Source organism: Pseudomonas sp. LAM2023 (assembly GCF_016620375.1).
Taxonomy (GTDB): domain Bacteria; phylum Pseudomonadota; class Gammaproteobacteria; order Pseudomonadales; family Pseudomonadaceae; genus Aquipseudomonas; species Aquipseudomonas anuradhapurensis.
On sequence record NZ_JAENHV010000017.1, the window covers coordinates 303,445 to 321,231 of the forward strand.

At 61.4% G+C, this 17,787-nt stretch carries 17 protein-coding genes; 6 read left to right on the plus strand and 11 right to left on the minus strand.

Annotation, left to right across the window (positions count from 1 at the left end; all coding sequences use genetic code 11):
* Window positions 1–14 precede the first annotated feature (14 nt).
* The 11 genes from JKP78_RS11385 to hmpA all read right to left on the minus strand — a co-directional run bounded on the left by JKP78_RS11385 (window position 15) and on the right by hmpA (window position 11,642).
* A complete protein-coding gene (locus tag JKP78_RS11385; protein WP_170028318.1) occupies window positions 15–578 on the minus strand; it encodes a GNAT family N-acetyltransferase in 564 nt (187 codons plus the stop codon).
* Window positions 579–666: 88 nt separating this feature from the next.
* Entirely contained in the window at window positions 667–1,050 is a 384-nt protein-coding gene (locus JKP78_RS11390; RefSeq protein ID WP_170028317.1) for a YkgJ family cysteine cluster protein, read from the minus strand.
* Window positions 1,051–1,209: 159 nt separating this feature from the next.
* Entirely contained in the window at window positions 1,210–2,337 is a 1,128-nt protein-coding gene (locus tag JKP78_RS11395; protein WP_186686322.1) for a hypothetical protein, read from the minus strand.
* A gap of 197 nt (window positions 2,338–2,534) precedes the next feature.
* The gene (gene alaC / locus JKP78_RS11400) at window positions 2,535–3,743 is read right to left on the minus strand and encodes an alanine transaminase (RefSeq protein WP_186686323.1); all 1,209 of its coding nucleotides are present in this window, start codon (window positions 3,741–3,743) and stop codon (window positions 2,535–2,537) included.
* 336 nt (window positions 3,744–4,079) lie between these two features.
* The gene (gene cyoE, locus JKP78_RS11405; protein ID WP_170028315.1) at window positions 4,080–4,967 is read right to left on the minus strand and encodes a heme o synthase; all 888 of its coding nucleotides are present in this window, start codon (window positions 4,965–4,967) and stop codon (window positions 4,080–4,082) included.
* A gap of 11 nt (window positions 4,968–4,978) precedes the next feature.
* Window positions 4,979–5,311: a cytochrome o ubiquinol oxidase subunit IV gene (cyoD, locus tag JKP78_RS11410; RefSeq protein ID WP_003259128.1), complete on the minus strand. Its 333-nt coding sequence runs from the start codon at window positions 5,309–5,311 to the stop codon at window positions 4,979–4,981.
* Complete coding sequence (gene cyoC / locus JKP78_RS11415) at window positions 5,311–5,934, minus strand: cytochrome o ubiquinol oxidase subunit III (protein ID WP_170028314.1); 624 nt, start codon at window positions 5,932–5,934, stop codon at window positions 5,311–5,313. Before cyoC ends, cyoD begins: the two co-directional genes overlap by 1 nt.
* 3 nt (window positions 5,935–5,937) lie before the next feature.
* Window positions 5,938–7,956, minus strand: a complete 2,019-nt coding sequence (cyoB, locus tag JKP78_RS11420; RefSeq protein WP_063911280.1) for a cytochrome o ubiquinol oxidase subunit I — start codon at window positions 7,954–7,956, stop codon at window positions 5,938–5,940.
* Between the two features lie 3 nt (window positions 7,957–7,959).
* Window positions 7,960–8,904: a ubiquinol oxidase subunit II gene (gene cyoA, locus JKP78_RS11425; RefSeq protein WP_015268993.1), complete on the minus strand. Its 945-nt coding sequence runs from the start codon at window positions 8,902–8,904 to the stop codon at window positions 7,960–7,962.
* A gap of 558 nt (window positions 8,905–9,462) precedes the next feature.
* A complete protein-coding gene (locus JKP78_RS11430) occupies window positions 9,463–9,969 on the minus strand; it encodes a disulfide bond formation protein B (protein WP_200626674.1) in 507 nt (168 codons plus the stop codon).
* A 494-nt stretch (window positions 9,970–10,463) separates the two neighbouring features.
* A complete protein-coding gene (hmpA, locus tag JKP78_RS11435; RefSeq protein ID WP_200626675.1) occupies window positions 10,464–11,642 on the minus strand; it encodes an NO-inducible flavohemoprotein in 1,179 nt (392 codons plus the stop codon).
* Between the two features lie 154 nt (window positions 11,643–11,796).
* On the opposite strand from hmpA, the gene norR reads away from it, so the two are divergent.
* The 6 genes from norR to JKP78_RS11465 all read left to right on the plus strand — a co-directional run bounded on the left by norR (window position 11,797) and on the right by JKP78_RS11465 (window position 17,547).
* Window positions 11,797–13,350 carry a nitric oxide reductase transcriptional regulator NorR gene (gene norR, locus JKP78_RS11440; RefSeq protein WP_186686326.1) on the plus strand — a complete coding sequence of 518 codons (1,554 nt, stop codon included), beginning with the start codon at window positions 11,797–11,799 and terminating at the stop codon, window positions 13,348–13,350.
* A gap of 211 nt (window positions 13,351–13,561) precedes the next feature.
* Window positions 13,562–14,461: a chemotaxis protein gene (locus JKP78_RS11445; RefSeq protein ID WP_170028310.1), complete on the plus strand. Its 900-nt coding sequence runs from the start codon at window positions 13,562–13,564 to the stop codon at window positions 14,459–14,461.
* An 86-nt stretch (window positions 14,462–14,547) separates the two neighbouring features.
* Entirely contained in the window at window positions 14,548–14,859 is a 312-nt protein-coding gene (locus tag JKP78_RS11450; protein ID WP_170028309.1) for a hypothetical protein, read from the plus strand.
* A complete protein-coding gene (locus tag JKP78_RS11455; protein WP_200626676.1) occupies window positions 14,856–15,590 on the plus strand; it encodes a YkgJ family cysteine cluster protein in 735 nt (244 codons plus the stop codon). Before JKP78_RS11450 ends, JKP78_RS11455 begins: the two co-directional genes overlap by 4 nt.
* Window positions 15,591–15,783: 193 nt before the next feature.
* Window positions 15,784–16,008: a hypothetical protein gene (locus tag JKP78_RS11460; RefSeq protein WP_200626677.1), complete on the plus strand. Its 225-nt coding sequence runs from the start codon at window positions 15,784–15,786 to the stop codon at window positions 16,006–16,008.
* Between the two features lie 204 nt (window positions 16,009–16,212).
* Window positions 16,213–17,547: an OprD family porin gene (locus tag JKP78_RS11465; protein ID WP_200626678.1), complete on the plus strand. Its 1,335-nt coding sequence runs from the start codon at window positions 16,213–16,215 to the stop codon at window positions 17,545–17,547.
* Window positions 17,548–17,787: the final 240 nt, after the last annotated feature.

Below are 17,787 nucleotides of genomic sequence, written 5' to 3' on the forward strand. Positions count from 1 at the left end.
GGGATGGCATGCGGTCAGGCAACCGGCGGCTCCAGCAGCAGGCCATAGATACCGGAGTCGGACAGTTCGCCAGCCACACACCAGCGCGCACGCAGGGTACCTTCTAGCACGAAGCCCTGGCGTTCGAGGGTACGTGCCGAGCCTTGGTTGCGTGGGTCGATCTCGCCCTCCAGGCGGCGCATGTGCAGGGTGTGGGCGAGGTAGTCGATGAAGCAGGTCAGCGCCTCGTCCATGTAGCCTCGGCCCTGCATGGCGCTGGCCAGGCAATAACCGATCTCGCCACGGCGAGAGACATCGTCGATGTTGAACAGCTGGACCATGCCGATCAGTTCACCGTTGTCGCGCCGGTACATGCCCAGCTTGAGCTGGTCACCGTTGGCATAGGCTTCACGATCGGCGGCCAGGGCGCTTTCGGCTTCGGCCAGGTCTTGCCAGGGGGCATGGTGCCAATAGCGCATGACCTCGGGGTCGGCCATGATTGCCAGCCACTGTGCTGCATCGGCATGGCGCATGGGGCGCAATTGCAGGCGCGGGCTGTCAAGGCAGAGGTCACTGGGGAAACTGCGGGGTGGGGTCACGCCGGATCTCCTGTCCATGGCTGGGGAAATGACAGTTTAACGTCAAGCGCACGGTTCAGGCATCCGGGTGGCCCGCGCAGGCTGGCGCTCAGGCCACCTCAGCGCCGTCATCCGGCCAATGCGGCTCATTGGCCCCTGGCGGCGTCAGCGGTGGCAGCCCATATGCCGCCCGCGCATCGTCACAGCTGGGGTTGTGTACCCCACCCACCCACGACGCCTCGAACTCGCGGCAGGGGCTGGAGCGGTTGGCGTAGATGGTGCACGCCACTTGCTGGCCAATCTCGCCCTGCAGGCTGATGCAGCGGCATGGCTTGGCGTCGGTGCCGATCATGGCGACACGGGTGGGGTTGATCTGTACCACCAGGTCATCCGGTACCAGGCCGCCGGATGACTGGCATTCGCCCCAGAAGAAGGACACACGGAAGTACCCGCAGCAGGCGCCGCAGTCAAGGCAAGGGTTATATTCGGACATGATGGCACGGAGGGAAGGTTGTTGTTATCGGGGCTGGCCCGCGGCGCCATTTTCAATCCAAGCCGGGGCTGCTGGATAGGGGGGCAATGCAAAAATATTTGCCGCTGATCCGGCGGCCGGCCGAGGGCGGCCAACACCTGCGCCGACCGCCCGTTTCCATTAGCAGATAGCCTTGTACGTCGAGGCATCCGCGCGCTGCAGAGCAAGCCCGGCGTTTGGCTCATAATGGCTGCCTTGCACCTTGCTGAAGTAGGTACGTGCTTCACCACAGTGCACCAGGCGGTCGTCCTTTTCACCCTCGGTGAGTACCGTGTAGGACTCGCTGCGCATGGCCTGATATTGGCTATCTGCTGTCGCCATGGCCTGGTGATGCTTCATCAGCTGGCTGTCGTCCAGCGTCAAGCGCTTGTCGAGCTGCACACCCCAGCGGGTCAGGCAAACCTCGGCGAAATGACGCACGATCAGCCCCGGCTCCACCAGCACCTTGCCGGCACCGGCGCCATCCGCCGAGGCGTTGCCGACCAGCGTGGCGTGGCGGCCTGGCATGGGGTAAACGCATATCCGCGTCCCGCTCGCTACCGAAGGGATCACACAGGCAAACCCTTTGGAACGCTCATCCCGCGAGTAGAAGCCCACGTACTCTTTGACGTTCTCCGCCAGCGTCACACGCTCGGTCTGCACGTTGCCAACGCCTGGCACCGGGTCGATGGCAAAGATGTTCACGGGTATGTGGCGCAACACCGGGTCCTGGGCCATGGCATTGGCCAGCATGTGGCAGCTGATCCCTCCCCGGCTCCAGCCGATCAGGTTGACCTGGGCCGGAATGCGCGGCTTGCGGAAGATGCCGATAATGCGCTCTTGCAATTGCTGGGGTGTCGGATGGCGGTGACCATAGTAATGGGTACGCCAGAACCAGGAGGCAGTGGAAGAAGGGTCCGGAACCGGTACGCCGGCGTCTTTCAGGCGCTGGTATTCTTGCTCGCTCAGTTCGGTACGCTGCCAGCTGCTTTCGCCTTTTATCACCTGCAACACATGCCTGACGTTCTCTTCCCAGCCACGCCCGAACAGCTGGCCGGTCCAGTTGAAATAGCCACCGGGCTCGACGAACAGGTTGTCATCCTGCAGGTTGCCGCTGCCTGGGCCATCCACGGCGATCCAATGGGCGAACTCGCGGCCTAGATCGTTGCTGGCCAGGGTTGATACCAGCTCGCCGTTCCAGAAATTGGGGTTGGCGTGGTCGAAGCGGTGGGAGCCGGTGCCGCAGAAGTAGGCGGTGAATACACTCATTTGTGGGTCTCTGTGGTGAGAAATGAGTGCGCAAGGTAGGGCGATGAACAATGAGAACGCAGGCGGAAGGCAGCTCCCTTTACCTCTTGGTATCGGGGGCTGCTTCACAGCCCATCGCCGGTTTCCCACAGGGGTATCACAGGCCCCAGGGATTGAGCATACCTGTGAGGCGATGGGCGCAAAGCGGCACCAATGGCTTACTTGCGGGTCAGACCATCGGCCCGAAACATCTGCCGGATCCCGCGAATCGCCTGGCGAATGCGGTCCTGGTTCTCGATCAGGGCAAAGCGTACGTGGTCATCACCGTAGTCACCAAAGCCGATCCCCGGCGACACGCACACCTTGGCCTCGGCCAGCAGCTTCTTGGAAAACTCCAGCGAACCCAGGTGCACATACTCCGGCGGAATCTTCGCCCACACATACATCGAGGCCTTGGGGTTCTCGACCATCCAGCCCAGTTCGTGCAGCCCTTTCACCAGCAAGTTGCGGCGCTGGCGGTACTGCTCGGCAATGTCGCGAACGCACTGTTGGTCACCTTCCAGCGCAGCGATGGCGGCTACCTGCAGCGGGGTGAAGGTGCCGTAGTCGTGGTAGCTCTTGATCCGCGCCAGGGCGCTGACCAACTCGGGGTTGCCAACCATGAAGCCGATGCGCCAGCCGGCCATGTTGTAGCTCTTGGACAGGGTAAAGAACTCCACGGCGATATCCTTGGCCCCCGGCACCTGCATGATCGACGGCGCTTTCCAGCCGTCGTAGACGATGTCGGCATACGCCAGGTCATGCACCACCAGAACCCCATACTGCTTGGCCAGGGCCACCACGCGCTCGAAGAAATCCAGCTCCACGCACTGCGCGGTAGGGTTGGACGGGAAGCCAAGGATCATCATCTTCGGCTTGGGGATCGACTCGCGTATGGCCCGCTCCAGCTCGTTGAAGAAGTCCACCCCCGGCACCAGCGGCACCGAACGCACCTGGGCACCGGCGATCACTGCACCGTAGATATGGATCGGGTAGCTGGGGTTGGGCACCAGCACCGTATCGCCCTGGTCGAGTGTGGCCAGCATCAGGTGCGCCAGGCCTTCCTTCGAACCAATGGTGACGATGGCTTCGCTTTCCGGGTCGATATCGACCTCGTAGCGTTCCTTGTACCAGTTGGAGATGGCCCGGCGCAGGCGCGGAATACCGCGAGAGGTGGAATAGCCGTGGGTGTCTTCACGCTGGGCGACCTGCACCAGTTTTTCGACGATGTGCGGCGGAGTGGCGCCATCGGGGTTGCCCATGCTCAGGTCGATGATGTCCTCGCCACGGCGGCGGGCAGCCATCTTGAGCTCGGCAGTGATATTGAAGACGTAAGGGGGGAGACGATCGATGCGCGCAAAGCGGCGCGGCGAACCTGGGTTGGCCATGGCTTCCTCTGAGTACGTAAGCGCCCGGAACCGTCCGAGCGACGTTGGCCGATATGGCGGCCTGGATCAGAAGATAGTGCCGAAACAGGAATTTTGTAAAGGGTAATTTCCTGTTTTCATAGAATTTTTCAGATGTATTTTTTGAAAATCTGAACTTTATGTTTTCAGGACGGGCCTCTTCGCGGGCTCGCCCGCCCCCCCCACAGATACGGCGCAGTCTCAGGGCCGAGAGTAACCCTGTGGGAGCGGGCGAGCCCGCGAAGGGGCCGGCACAGGAAAACGCACATAAAAAAACCCCGGCACATGGCCGGGGTTTTCGTGAAACAGGCAGCAGTCTCAGCGCGCGTAGGTCATCAGCACGTCCGCAGCGGTCTGGCTGTCCACACCCATCATCACGCTGAGTGCAGTGACGGTGAGGATGGAGAAGCCGAACACCTTGCGTGCCCATTTGCTGTCGTCCTCGGCCTTGTAGCCTCCCCAGGCCATGTACAGCCAGTACAGGCCCATGGCAGCAGCCACGGCCAGGTAGCCGAGGCCGGCGTAACCGCCGAGGGTAAGCATCAGGGTGGCGAGCACGAAGGCCAGCACGTACAGCACGATCTGCTTCTTCGCCGCGAGGACACCGCGCGCCACCGGCAGGACCGGAATGTTGGCAGCGCTGTAGTCCTTGAAGCGGAAGATCGCGATGGCAAAGCTGTGCGGCATCTGCCACAGGCTGAACATCACCAGCAGGGTGACCGCAGCCAGGTCGAAGCTGTTGCTCACGGCGCAGTAGCCGATCACCGGAGGCATGGCACCGGACAGGCTGCCAACCAGGGTGCCGTGCACCGATTTACGCTTCAGCCACAGGCTGTAGAAACCGACGTAGACGATGAAGCCGATCAGCGCGCAGAACGCCGACAGCGGGTTGGCCTGGACATACAGCAGGCTGAAACCCGCCACCCCGAGCAGGGTGGCGTAGATCAGCGCGAGGGGCAGCGGCATGCCGCCCTGAACCATGACGCGGTTCTTGGTGCGTTCCATCTTCTGGTCGATGTCGCGGTCGATGCAGTTGTTGAACACGCAACCGGACGCGACTACCAGCGAAGTACCCACTACCACCGCCAGGAACAGGGCGAAATCCACATGGCCCTTCGCGGCAAGGAAGAAACCGCCTGCCACGGAAAGCACGTTACCGAAAATGATCCCCGGTTTGGTGATTTGGATAAAGTGCTTAACGGACATGCAGTCTTACCTCACTTGGCCAACATTTCGAAGTGGATGCTGAACATGATCCACAGCGACAGGCCGACCAGCAGCGCGATCACCAAGGTGGTGAACAGGAACGTCGAAACGTTGTTGCGTTGCTCTTTCGAGCGGTCCATGTGCAGGAAGTACACGAGGTGTACGACTACCTGGATCACGGCCATGGCAACAATGATCAGAACGGTCAGGTTCTTCGGCAGGCTTGGCGACATGGCCAGGCCGAACGGGATCGCAGTCAGGATGATCGACAGGATGAAGCCGATCATGTACGACTTGACGCTGCCGTGGTTACCTTCGTGATGAGTGTCGTGTGCGTTAGCCATTACAGAACTCCCAACAGGTAGACGACGGTGAATACGCAGATCCAGACCACGTCCAGGAAGTGCCAGAACAGGCTCAGGCAGCTCATGCGGGTCTTGGCGGTCGGCGTGATGCCGTGCTTGTTGATCTGGTACATCATGATTGCCATCCAGATCAGGCCGGCGGTCACGTGCAGGCCGTGGGTACCTACCAGGGCGAAGAAGCCCGACAGGAAGCCACTGCGGTTCGGGCCGAAGCCTTCGCCGATCAGGTGATGGAATTCATAGATTTCCATCGCGATGAAGCCTGCACCGAACAGGAAGGTCACAGCCAACCAGCCCAGTACGCCAGCTTTCTTGCCATCGAACATCTTCAGCATGGCGAAGCCGAAGGTGATCGAGGACAGCAGCAGGAACAGCGTTTCAACAGCTACGAAATCGAGCTGGAAGATGTCATGACCCGACGGGCCGCCGGCAAAACTGCCGGACAGCACCGCGTAGGTGGCGAAGAGCGACGCAAACAGGATGCAGTCGGTCATCAGGTACAGCCAGAAACCCAGTACGGTCATCTGGCCCGAGTCGTGGTGGTGGTCGTCATGCCCATGGTCGTGACCATGAGCAGCACCGTGCATTACTTGACTGGACATTGATTACACCCGCTCAAACGATTCGACACGTGCGCCGGCAGGCAGAGCACCTGCTTTGGCCAACGCTTTCATGCGCTCGCCTTCGATGCGCGCCACTTCTTCGGCCGGAACCATGTAGCCCTGGTCGTCACGCGCAGCGTGGCGAACGAAGACAGCGATGGTTGCAACCAGGCTCGCGCCAACCAGCCACCAGATGTGCCAGATGAAGGCGAAGCCGAAGACGGTCAGGAACAGGCCCATGAACAAACCGGTGGAGGTGTTGCTCGGCATGTGGATCGCTTCGTACTTGGCCGCTGGCTTGTAGGCAACACCGGCTTCCTTGGCTTCGTGCCAGGCGTCCAGGCCAACCTTCTCAGGCATGTGGGCGAAGTTGTAGAACGGAGGTGGCGACGAAGTCGACCATTCCAGGGTACGGCCGCCCCATGGGTCGCCGGTCACGTCCAGGTTCTGGTTGCGGTCGCGAACCGATACGTACAGCTGGATCAGCTGGCAGGCGATACCGAACAGGATCAGCACGGCGCCGACGACGGCTACGTACAGGTAGGGTTCCCACAGCGGGTTGTCGGAGTGGTTCAGACGACGGGTCATGCCCATGAAGCCCAGGGCGTACAGCGGCATGAACGCTACGTAGAAGCCCGAGATCCAGAACCAGAAGGCAGCTTTGCCCCACTTCTCGTTCAGGGTGAAACCGAAGGCTTTCGGGAACCAGTAGGCGAAGCCGGCGATGTAGCCGAATACCGCACCACCGATGATCACGTTGTGGAAGTGAGCAATTACGAACAGGCTGTTGTGCAGGACGAAGTCAGCACCCGGAACAGCCAGCAGAACGCCAGTCATGCCACCGATGGAGAAGGTGATCATGAAGCCCAGGGTCCACATGATCGGCGCGGTGAAGCGCAGACGGCCCTGGTAGATGGTGAACAGCCAGTTGAACAGCTTCACACCGGTCGGAATGGAGATCAGCATCGTCGCCAGGCCGAAGAAGGTGTTGACGCTGGCGCCGGCACCCATGGTGAAGAAGTGGTGCAGCCATACAGCGAAGCCCAGCACGGCGATCGCGCCCGATGCATAGATCATCGAGTGGTGGCCGAACAGACGCTTGCCGGAGAAGGTCGAGGTGACTTCCGAGAACACACCGAAGGCCGGCAGGATCAGGATGTAAACCTCAGGGTGACCCCACGCCCAGAACAGGTTGACGTACATCATCGGGTTCCCACCAAGCTCGTTGGTGAAGATGTGGAAGTCCAGATAACGGTCAACAGTCAGCAGAGCGAGTGCAGCGGTCAGGATCGGGAAGGAAGCCACGATCAGCACGTTGGCCCAGGTGCAGGTCCAGGTGAAGATCGGCATGTCCATCAGCTTCATGCCAGGTGCGCGCATCTTCATCACGGTGACGAGGAAGTTCACACCGGTAAGCGTCGTACCCAGGCCTGATAGCTGTAGCGCCCAGATGTAGTAGTCGACACCCACCCCAGGGCTGTACTGAATGCCCGCGAGCGGCGGATAGGCAACCCAGCCGGTCTTGGCGAATTCACCAACGCCCAGCGAGATGTTGACCAGCAGCACGCCTGCCAGCAGCAGGTAGAAGCTCAGCGAGTTGAGGAACGGGAAGGCAACGTCACGTGCACCGATCTGCAGCGGAACCGCCAGGTTCATCAGGCCGGTGAAGAACGGCATCGCCATGAAGATGATCATGATCACACCGTGCGCGGTGAAGATCTGGTCATAGTGTTCAGGCGGCAGGTAGCCTTCGGAGCCACCGGTAGCGGCAGCCAGCTGGGTACGCATCATGATGGCGTCGGCAAAGCCGCGCAGCAGCATGACCATCGCGACGATGATGTACATCACCCCGATCTTCTTGTGGTCGACAGTCGTCAACCACTCGGTCCACAAGTAGGTCCACTTGCGGAAGTAGGTGATAGCACCGACGACAGCGATACCACCGAGCGCGATCATGGCAAGTGTCACCATGACTATCGGCTCGTGATAGGGTATCGCCTCCAGGCTTAGTTTACCGAACATCTCTTACTCCTCTGCACCGGCAGCTGGTTGCATACTCGATTCCACACCCTTGGTAGTGGCCAGATCTTTGCTGCCTGCTTCTTCGTGGCTCGGACGACCGCGGTTCATGCCTTCGTACTTGTCGACGATCAGCTGGAACTGGTCAGGCGAAGCCTCGCTGTACAGCGCGACCGGGTTGTTTTCGCTTGGTTTGGCCAAGGCGTCGTATTCGGCCTTGTCCAGCTTCTTCGGCGACTGCTTGACCTCGGCGACCCACTTGTCGAAGTCTTCCTGGGAGGTGGCAGTAGCCTTGAATTTCATGCCGGTGAAGCCAGCACCGCTATAGTTGGCGCTGATACCGTCGAACTCGCCGTTTTCGTTGGCGATCAGGTGCAGCTTGGTGGTCATGCCGGCCATGGCGTAGATCTGGCCGCCCAGGCCCGGGATGAAGAACGAGTTCATCACGGCGTCGGAAGTGACGCGGAAGTTGACCGGGGTGTTAGCCGGGAAGACGATCTTGTTGACCGTGGCAATGCCCTGCTCCGGGTAGATGAACAGCCATTTCCAGTCCAGCGCGACCACGTCGATCTGCACCGGCTTCACATCGGAATCCAGTGGGCGATACGGGTCCAGCTTGTGCGTGGAGTGGTAGGTGAAGTAGCCCAGGGCGATGATGATAAGGATCGGGATGATCCACACCGCGGCTTCGATCTTGGTCGAGTGCGACCAGTCGGGGGTGTAGGTGGCGGCCTTGTTGGAAGCACGGTACTTCCAGGCGAAAACCACGGTCATGATGATGACCGGAATCACCACCAGCAGCATCAGGCCGGTAGCGATGAGGATCAGGTTCTTTTGCTCAATGCCGACCTGGCCCTTCGGGTCGAGCAGGGTCCAGTTGCACCCACTGAGTAAAAGCATGCCTAAAAAGGGCAATATGCCAAACAGTCTGGGGTAACGCTTTTTACTCATCTCACGACCTCTAGATCAGCTTGCTTCAATGCAATTTGTGTTTTGGTAGCCAACACTTCGTCCTGCCAAGTGCGGCATTTCGCGCCCGTACTCGCTCCTGCCCGGGTCCGACTGCAGGACCTTGGCGTCAAGCGGGTTAGCGGTGCTTATGGTTTCGTAGGCAACAGGCCTGTACTTCAGACCAAGTCCATTTGGTGCGGGAAAACGCGGAGGGGGGTCCGCCCGGTATCGCCGTTGGGCGAAACTTGACGAAGTCAGCAAAAAGGAGCGCTGGGGCTTCCTTCAATCCTGCGACTCGCAAGCAGTGCCGAACGGAAATTGGGGGCGATTGTAGATAGGTCGCCAACCCTTGACTATGACTTATTGAGCAACAGTCTTTTACAGAATCCGCAACAATACTGCTCGAAAATTCAACTTCGCGACAGTTTGTCGCACCCCGCTTGCTAGCCCCCAAAGCCGCATTCTGCAAGGCCTACGGGTTGATCTGGATCAAGCGGGGAGCAACTTTTCACTCTTCTCATGGGGTGCAAAAGACCCCATGCCATTCGGTACTTTTGTCTAAGCCTGGCGTCGGTTGCGGTAGATCCCGAGCGGAACCAGCACGGCCGTCAGGACAAACGCCAGCAACGCCCACTGCGCCAGGGACAGGCCGAGGATCGGCGGATACGGCGTGCTGCAGAAACCATCGACCTGGAACACCAGCGGCCATAGCTTGGCCAGCGGCAGATCGTCCACGATTGGCTGCAGGGTATCGATGCCACAACTGACCATGGGGTTGGCGAGTATATACACATGGTTGCCGGCCGCAACGATTCCGCCAATGGCGCTGAGCACTACCAGTGCCTCGAAGAAGGTCAGGCTGCGGCGCCCGGGCATCGCAGCCGCGATCAAGGCGAACAGGGCAATGAACAGCAGCGCATAACGCTGCAGGATGCACAGAGGGCACGGCGCCTCGCCGAGCACGATCTGCATGTACAGGGCGCCGCCGATCAGCGAAATGCAGATCAGGCCCAACAGCACCAGAAAGCGCCGTTCCCGATTCAGGCGCGATGTTTGTTCGTTCATTGCCGATTCCTTCGATGGATAGTGGCAGCGTGGTCCGCCTGCCTGGGCGCAAGTCTACACGCTGGGCAGGGCCTGTGAGCATGCCGAGGAAGCAGCGTGATAGCGCGGCGCAGGGCTATCCAGCGTGGCTGAGACCGGCCGCGACGACGTCGGTTCAACGTCGGGCAGCAAAAAGCGGCTGCCCAGGTGCCGCGCAGGGCCAAGCCCCTCGACACCCGGGAGTGAAGGATACCGTGATTAAAGGAGAATTAACGATGAAAACTACACGAAGGTTTTAATCGTTCCATATATATAGGCACAAGGTGGCTGGCCCAGCCGCTGGCAAGCCAGCCCCCAGGCGGCGAATGCTGTCGACCGTTTCGTTCTCGATTACCCACGGGCGGGAGCAATGCTGCAAGGGAGCTGGCTTGCCAGCGGCTGGGATGACGAGTTTCGCAAGCCCGTACCGGACCTTTCGCAGGTAAACCCGCGAAGAGGCCGATACCGGCGCTACATCACTCCAGCGCCGCCGCCGGCCCGAAGAACTCGTAGCGGCTCTGCTGCTCCGGCACGCCCAGGCCTTTCAGCTGGCGCTTGACCGCCGCCATGAAGCCCTTCGGCCCGAGGAAGTACGCATCCACATCGCGCTCCTGCGGCAGCCACTCGGCCAGCAGGTCTTCACTCAGCAAGCCCACCGCATCGGCTGCAGCAGCACCTTCCGGCTCGGCATAGCAATAGAAGCGCTTGAGCTGAGGATAACGCTCGGCCAGGCCATCGACCCAGTCACGGAAGGCATGCACGGCGCCGTTACGCGCACAATGGATGAAATGCACCTCGCGCCGGGTTTGCAGGGCCGCCTGCAGCATCGCCAAGGTCGGGGTGATGCCAACGCCACCACTGATCAGCACCAGCGGCTTGTCACCTGCGGCCAGGGTGAAGTCGCCAGCCGGCGGGAACAGCTGCAGGGTATCGCCCACGGCCAACTGGTCATGCAGGTAATTGGAAACCTTGCCACCCTGCTCGCGCTTGACGCTGATGCGATATTCCTTGCCATCGCACAGGGCCGACAGGGAATAGTTGCGGCGCTGCTCGGCACCGTCGATGTCCAGCTTCAGGCCGATATACTGGCCAGGTTCGGCCTTGAGCACCGCTTTGCCATCAACCGGGGCAAAGTAGAACGAAACGATCTCGCTGCTTTCCTGCTCCCGGCGTACCAGGCGGAATTCACGGGTACCGCGCCAGCCACCTTCGGCTTCTTCCTTCTGCTTGTAGAGATTTTCTTCAGCGCCGATCAGAATGTCGGCCAGTTGGCCATAGGCCGCGCCCCAGGCCTCGATGACGGCGGGGGTGGCGATGTCCTTGCCCAGCACCTCCTCGATGGCGCGCAGCAGGCAGCTGCCGACGATCGGGTAGTGCTCCGGCAGAATCTGCAAGGCGACATGCTTGTTGATGATCTGACCGACCAGGCCGCCCAGCTGCTCCAGTTGATCGATGTGGCGGGCATACATCAGCACGCCGTTGGCCAGGGCACGCGGCTGGTCACCGCTGGCCTGGTGGGCCTGGTTGAACAGCGGGCGTACCTGCGGGTACTCGCTGAGCATCATCTTGTAGAAGTGGGTGGTCAGCGCTTCGCCGCCGCTTTCCAGCAGGGGGACAGTGGCCTTGATGATTGCACGTTGTTCGGCATTGAGCATTGCGACAACTCCTGAGCCTGTGGCTTCGAATGACTGCCGCGGTTATTACAGCAATCGTGCCAACTTTTATTCCCAGCAAAATCAGGGCTTTGACCGGCGTCATGTCAAAACGACCCGCCCGCGCGTATAGTCATAACGACCCACAGGAGTCCATATGACTACAAAGCCACTGCTCACCGCCCTGCTGCCCCTGGTCAGTGACCTGTCCCGCGACTTGCCGGACCAGGAACGATACCGCCGCCTGTTACAGGCCATGCGCGGGCTACTGCCCTGCGATGCCGCCGCGCTGCTGCGCCTGGACGGTGAGTGGCTGGTGCCGCTGGCGGTGGACGGCCTGAGCCCGGATACCCTTGGCCGGCGCTTCCGGGTCAGCGAGCACCCGCGCTTCCAGATCCTGCTCAGCCGCCCGGAGCCCACCCGCTTCGCCAGCGACTCCGAGCTGCCCGACCCTTACGATGGCCTGGTCAACGCCGCCCATGCCAACCTGGAAGTACATGACTGCATGGGCTGCCCACTGATGGTCGATGAGCGCCCCTGGGGCCTGGTCACCCTCGACGCCCTCACCCCCGGGCAGTTCCAGAGCCTGGAGCTGGATGCCCTGCAGGCCTTCGCCAGCCTGGCTGCCGCCACGGTTACCGTGGCCGAACGAATCGAGCACCTGGCCCTGCGTGCCGAAGACGAGCACCACCGCGCCGAGATCTACCGCCAGGCCAGCGGCCAGGATAGAGAACTGATCGGCCAGAGCCCCGCCCACAAGCGCCTGGTGGAGGAAATCCGCCTGGTTGGTGGCAGCGACCTGACCGTGCTGATCACCGGTGAAACCGGGGTTGGCAAGGAACTGGTGGCGCAGGCCTTGCACCAGGCCAGCAACCGCGCCGACAAACCGCTGGTCAGCCTCAACTGCGCCGCCTTGCCCGACACGCTGGTTGAAAGCGAACTGTTCGGCCATGTCCGCGGCGCTTTCACCGGCGCCCATGGCGAGCGCCGCGGCAAGTTCGAGCTGGCCAATGGCGGCACGCTGTTCCTCGACGAAGTGGGTGAACTGCCGCTGACGGTGCAGGCCAAGTTGCTGCGTGTCCTGCAGAGCGGCCAGTTGCAGCGCCTTGGCTCGGACCGCGAGCACCGGGTGGATGTGCGCCTGATCGCCGCCACCAACCGCGACCTGGCGGCGGAGGTGCGCAGCGGTAACTTCCGCGCCGATTTCTACCACCGCCTCAGTGTCTACCCGCTGCACGTGCCGCCGTTGCGCGAACGCGGGCGCGATGTGCTGCTGCTGGCTGGCTACTTCCTCGAACAGAACCGTTCGCGCCTGGGCCTGAACAGCCTGCGCCTGAGCAGCGGCGCCCAGGCGGCACTGCTGGCCTACGACTGGCCAGGCAACGTGCGGGAACTGGAACACCTGATCGGCCGCTCGGCGCTCAAGGCGCTGGGCCAGCACCCAGACAGGCCACGCATCCTCACCCTGGAAGCCATCGACCTCGACCTGCGCGCAAACGCCGCGCCCGGCACCCCGCCCTCCCCTGCTGCCCCCATACAGGCGGCGGCCCTGGCCGAAGGTGGACTGCGCGCAGCCGTCGACGTCTACCAGCGCCAGCTGATCGAAGCCTGCCTGCAGCGGCATCAGCACAACTGGGCGGCCGCAGCCCGAGAGCTGGGACTGGATCGGGCCAATCTCAGCCGTTTGGCGCACCGCCTGGGATTACGCTGAGGGGTTGCCCCTTGGCTCTGTACGAAAAGTCTTGAGACGCAGGTCAGGCAAGGCGAAAACAGCCGAGGAAGCGGAGTGTACTGGAGTGAATGAGCATTCCGAGGCTGTTTTCAACGCAGCATGAACAAGTATCAAGGCTTTTCGTACAGAGCCTAAAGCCCGAACAGATCAGGCCGATAACCGGTTACCCCTGTTCCCGACGAAGGTCACCATGGCCACGCAAAATGCCCGCGCGGACTCGCTGTCCCTGCTGCTGTTCACGCTGCGCAGCGGCAAGTTGATGGCAATCAACCTGCTCAAGGTCAGCGAGATCATCCCCTGCCCAGCGCTGACCAAGCTGCCCGAATCGCACCCCCACGTGAAAGGCGTGGCGACCCTGCGCGGCCATTCGCTGTCGGTCATCGACCTGTCCCGCGCCATCGGTGAACAGCCTTTGACCGACCCGGACGGCGGCTGCCTGATCGTCACCGAGATCAGCCGCTCGCGCCAGGGCCTGCATGTGCAGGCGGTCAGCCGTATCGTGCATTGCCTGAGCACTGACATCAAACCGCCACCCTATGGCTCGGGCAACCGCTCGTTCATTACCGGCGTGACCCGGGTCGACAACACCCTGGTGCAGGTGCTGGACATTGAAAAAGTCATCCACGCCATTGCCCCGCCGCTGCCTGAGCCGCCGCAAAAAACCTTGAGTGAAGAAGACATCAGCCTGCTGGCCGCCGCCAACATCCTGGTGGTGGACGACAGCCAGGTGGCCCTGCAGCAGTCGGTGCATACCCTGCGCAACCTCGGCATCGAATGCCACACCGCGCGCAGCGCCAAGGACGCCATCAACGTGCTGCTGGAACTGCAGGGCACCGCGCAGGAAATCAACATCATCGTATCCGACATCGAAATGTCCGAGATGGATGGCTACGCATTCACCCGCACCCTGCGCGAGACCCCGGATTTCCAGCACCTGTACATCCTGCTGCATACTTCGCTGGACAGCACCATGAGCGCCGAGAAGGCCAGGCTGGCCGGAGCCAATGCCATCCTCACCAAGTTCTCCTCGCCGGAGCTGACCGATTGCCTGGTGGTGGCGGCGCGTACCGTGGTGTTTGCCGAGCGCTGATAAATTCAGCGACAAAATCACCGGCTTGCCGCCGGGGCCGAGCCAGGCATAATCGCGGCCTACGCATGCAATTTGCCGGTATCGCCATGAAATGCTTCAGCTCCATCCTGGTCGTCTACGCCCTGTTCAGCGCAGCCGCCCAGGCCTCGACCAGCCAGGCCTGGAACGAGCAGCGCCAGCAGATGCTCAAAGCCTGCCTGGCCGCCAGCCAGTTCAAGGATGCCCACGCCCGCGGCAAGCCCGCCGAGTTCGATGACCAGGTCGGCATGAGCGCCCTGCTGATCGAAGGCGTCTACCCACAGCAGCACATGCAGCAGCGTACCGGCAGCGAACTGTGCCTGTACGACCGCCGTCAGCAGCGCGCCTTCGTCAGCGAATGGAGCCCCGAGGCCAGGTGACCGGCAGCTTGCGTTTCGCCTGCACTGGCTGCGGCAAGTGTTGCACCGGCCACCACGTGCCACTGACCCTGGCCGAAACCCGTCGCTGGGCGGCAGACAACGGCCAGGTGATCGTGTTGCTCGAAGCGTTCGTGACCGACGGCCCAGGCATGCCGCAGGAGCAGCGCGAGCACGTACTACCCCGCTCCCATCCCGTGCGCTGCGGCGAAGGCGAAATACGCGTCGCGGTGACCTTTGCCGCGTTCAACCCTGGCCGCTGCCGCAACCTCGACGCCAACGACCGCTGCACTATCTATGACCAGCGCCCGCTGGTCTGCCGCATTTACCCGGTAGAGATCAACCCGCATATCCCGCTGCGCCCAGGCAGCAAGGACTGCCCGCCACAAGCCTGGCAGCAGGGGCCTGTGCTGATCCACGGCACGCGCCTGGTCGACACCGAGCTGGAGGCGCTGGTGCAAGCCTCGCGTCAGGCTGACCGGGATGACATCGCGACCAAGGTGGCGCTATGCCAGGCGCTGGGCATGACCACCAGTGCGCTCAAGGGCAATGGTTTTACTGCTTACCTGCCCGACATGCACGTATTTGCCGCGGCGCTGGGGCAAATGCCGGACGATGCCGGAGCACAGTGGACCCTGCACGTGGAGGATGAAGCGTTGCTGGCGGACTTGCGACAGCAGGGATTGCGCACCACCCACAAGCCCCCGGTGTACTACGCCTTCATCGGCTTCTGACCAGGCCGTACGCGCCCCCGTGCACGGGCCTGTCTAGCACGGGGCTTTCCGGCGAAAGTCCAATTGCTTTTTGCCCAATAATTACCTTTTGCGCAACAGTGCTTATCGCGCTTCGCTCTGTTTCAAATGCATTGAAAGGACTAACTTTAGCCCTGTCCTCATTAGCACTTGCACTGCAAGAAGGTAGTTTCAAATGTCCAACAGTAAGGGTATTGCCAGCCTCTTCGTCCTGTCGTCCCTGTTGTTGTCGCCGCTGGCCATGGCCGAAGAATCCCAGGCTTTCATCACCCGTAACGCTGAGCTTGCCGCCATTCATCAAGAGGCCCGCGAAGCCGTAGCCGCACAGAAGGCTGATGCCGCCAAAAGCGCAAACCAGACAGCTTCGAAAGCTGAAGTCGATGCCAATGCCGACAGTTGAGCAAGCGCTGTCGCTGCTCCCGTTTTCCCTTGGCTACGCCATGGGCACCACCGGTGCCGATATGTTAGCCTTTTAAAGCCGCTGCCGATCAGCGGCTTTTTTTATGTGCTTCAACTACCAGCCCGGCTGTAACGTACATCAATAAAAAGACGCACATTCGAAAATAAAAACTGCCCCACCGCCAGACCAAAGGAGCGAGTACCGGTGCCTTCCGCGTTTCGTTTTACCCCGCTGTTCATTGCGTTGACTGCAACGATCCCTTTCGCCGCCCAGGCAGATGAAGACAAGGCTGATGGCTTCATCGAAGGGTCGTCGCTCAACCTGCATTTGCGTAATGCCTATTTCAACCGCGACAACCACAACGCTGGCGTGCGTGACACCCGCGAGTGGGGCCAGGGCGCGGTTGCGCGCTTCGAATCTGGCTACACCCCAGGGGTGCTTGGCGTTGGCCTGGATGCCCATGCCATGCTGGGCTTGAAGCTCGATGGCGGTGGCGGCCACGCCGGCACCAGCATCCTGCCCGAGCACATCAAGGACGATGGCGAGCTGGGTGCAGCGCCGCATTCGTTCTCCACTGCCGGGGCCGCGATCAAATTTAAGGCATTCGACACCGAGCTCAAAGCCGGTGACCTGTTCCTCACCAACCCGGTGATCGCCGGTGGCGAAAGCCGCATGCTGCCGCAGACCTTCCGTGGCGTAAGCCTGACCAACACCAGCATCGACGGGTTGCTGCTCGAAGGCGGCCAGGCAAGCTTCACCAAGCCCTATAACCAGAGCGGCCACCGCCGTATCGACACCTACTACGGCACGCTGGACGAGCACGACAAGAGCAAGCACCTGAACTGGGCCGGCGCGTCGTGGAGCGGTACCCCGAACATTACGGCCAACCTGTATGCCGCCGAGCTGAAGGACATCTGGAACCAGTACTACGCCGATTTCGACTACACCTATGTGGTCAACGACCTGGTCAGCCTGAACCCGGGCGTGCATTTCTATCACACCCAGGACACCGGCCAGGCGCTGCTGGGCAAGATCGACAACAATACCTACAGCGTGCACTTCACCGTCAACGCCGGGTACCACAGCGTCACTGCCGCCTACCAGCGGGTCAACGGCAACACGCCGTTCGACTACATCAACCTTGGCGACAGCATCTACCTGGACAACTCGCGCATGTACTCCGACTTCAACGCGCCGAACGAGCGTTCGTGGAAGCTGCAGTACAACTATGACTTCGCTGGCTGGGGCGTCCCGGGCCTGACCAGCGCGCTGTCGTACTCGCGCGGTGAGGCCGACCTGACCAAGGCCACCCAGGACACCAGCCACTACGACTACTACCGTGCCGATGGCAAAAACGCCATGCACTGGGAGCGGGACCTGGACCTGAAGTACGTATTCCAGGAAGGTGACCTGAAGGACTTGTCGGTGCTGCTGCGCTATGCCGTGCACCGTGGCAGCCAGGGTTATGCCTCGATCGACAGCAACAGCGACAACGATGAATTGCGGGTAATCGTCGATTACCCGTTGAACGTGTTCTGATTCGAAACCGCCAGCGAAGGCTTTGCCCTCGGTTCGCTAAGACGGTGGATGGCACCGGCTTCGCCGGTGATCGCGGCTGAAGCCGCTCCTACAGGGCAGTTCACATCTGTAGGAGCGGATTTATCCGCGAAGCAGGCAACGCGGTAGCTGTGGGAGCTTGCCGGCGATGGGCTGCGCAGACTCGCCTGCGTAATTCCGTCGGACAAATCTTGTTCGACAATCCCCACTTCCCTAGAATGT

What these genes read in the sequence shown, in the direction of transcription:
- JKP78_RS11390 (WP_170028317.1), bottom strand. Translation starts at nt 1,050, where the DNA reads ATGTCCGAATATAACCCTTGCCTTGACTGCGGCGCCTGCTGCGGGTAC.
- JKP78_RS11395 (WP_186686322.1), bottom strand. Translation starts at nt 2,337, where the DNA reads ATGAGTGTATTCACCGCCTACTTCTGCGGCACCGGCTCCCACCGCTTC.
- alaC (WP_186686323.1), bottom strand. Translation starts at nt 3,743, where the DNA reads ATGGCCAACCCAGGTTCGCCGCGCCGCTTTGCGCGCATCGATCGTCTC.
- cyoE (WP_170028315.1), bottom strand. Translation starts at nt 4,967, where the DNA reads ATGTCCGTTAAGCACTTTATCCAAATCACCAAACCGGGGATCATTTTC.
- cyoD (WP_003259128.1), bottom strand. Translation starts at nt 5,311, where the DNA reads ATGGCTAACGCACACGACACTCATCACGAAGGTAACCACGGCAGCGTC.
- cyoC (WP_170028314.1), bottom strand. Translation starts at nt 5,934, where the DNA reads ATGTCCAGTCAAGTAATGCACGGTGCTGCTCATGGTCACGACCATGGG.
- cyoB (WP_063911280.1), bottom strand. Translation starts at nt 7,956, where the DNA reads ATGTTCGGTAAACTAAGCCTGGAGGCGATACCCTATCACGAGCCGATA.
- cyoA (WP_015268993.1), bottom strand. Translation starts at nt 8,904, where the DNA reads ATGAGTAAAAAGCGTTACCCCAGACTGTTTGGCATATTGCCCTTTTTA.
- JKP78_RS11430 (WP_200626674.1), bottom strand. Translation starts at nt 9,969, where the DNA reads ATGAACGAACAAACATCGCGCCTGAATCGGGAACGGCGCTTTCTGGTG.
- hmpA (WP_200626675.1), bottom strand. Translation starts at nt 11,642, where the DNA reads ATGCTCAATGCCGAACAACGTGCAATCATCAAGGCCACTGTCCCCCTG.
- norR (WP_186686326.1), top strand. Translation starts at nt 11,797, where the DNA reads ATGACTACAAAGCCACTGCTCACCGCCCTGCTGCCCCTGGTCAGTGAC.
- JKP78_RS11445 (WP_170028310.1), top strand. Translation starts at nt 13,562, where the DNA reads ATGGCCACGCAAAATGCCCGCGCGGACTCGCTGTCCCTGCTGCTGTTC.
- JKP78_RS11450 (WP_170028309.1), top strand. Translation starts at nt 14,548, where the DNA reads ATGAAATGCTTCAGCTCCATCCTGGTCGTCTACGCCCTGTTCAGCGCA.
- JKP78_RS11460 (WP_200626677.1), top strand. Translation starts at nt 15,784, where the DNA reads ATGTCCAACAGTAAGGGTATTGCCAGCCTCTTCGTCCTGTCGTCCCTG.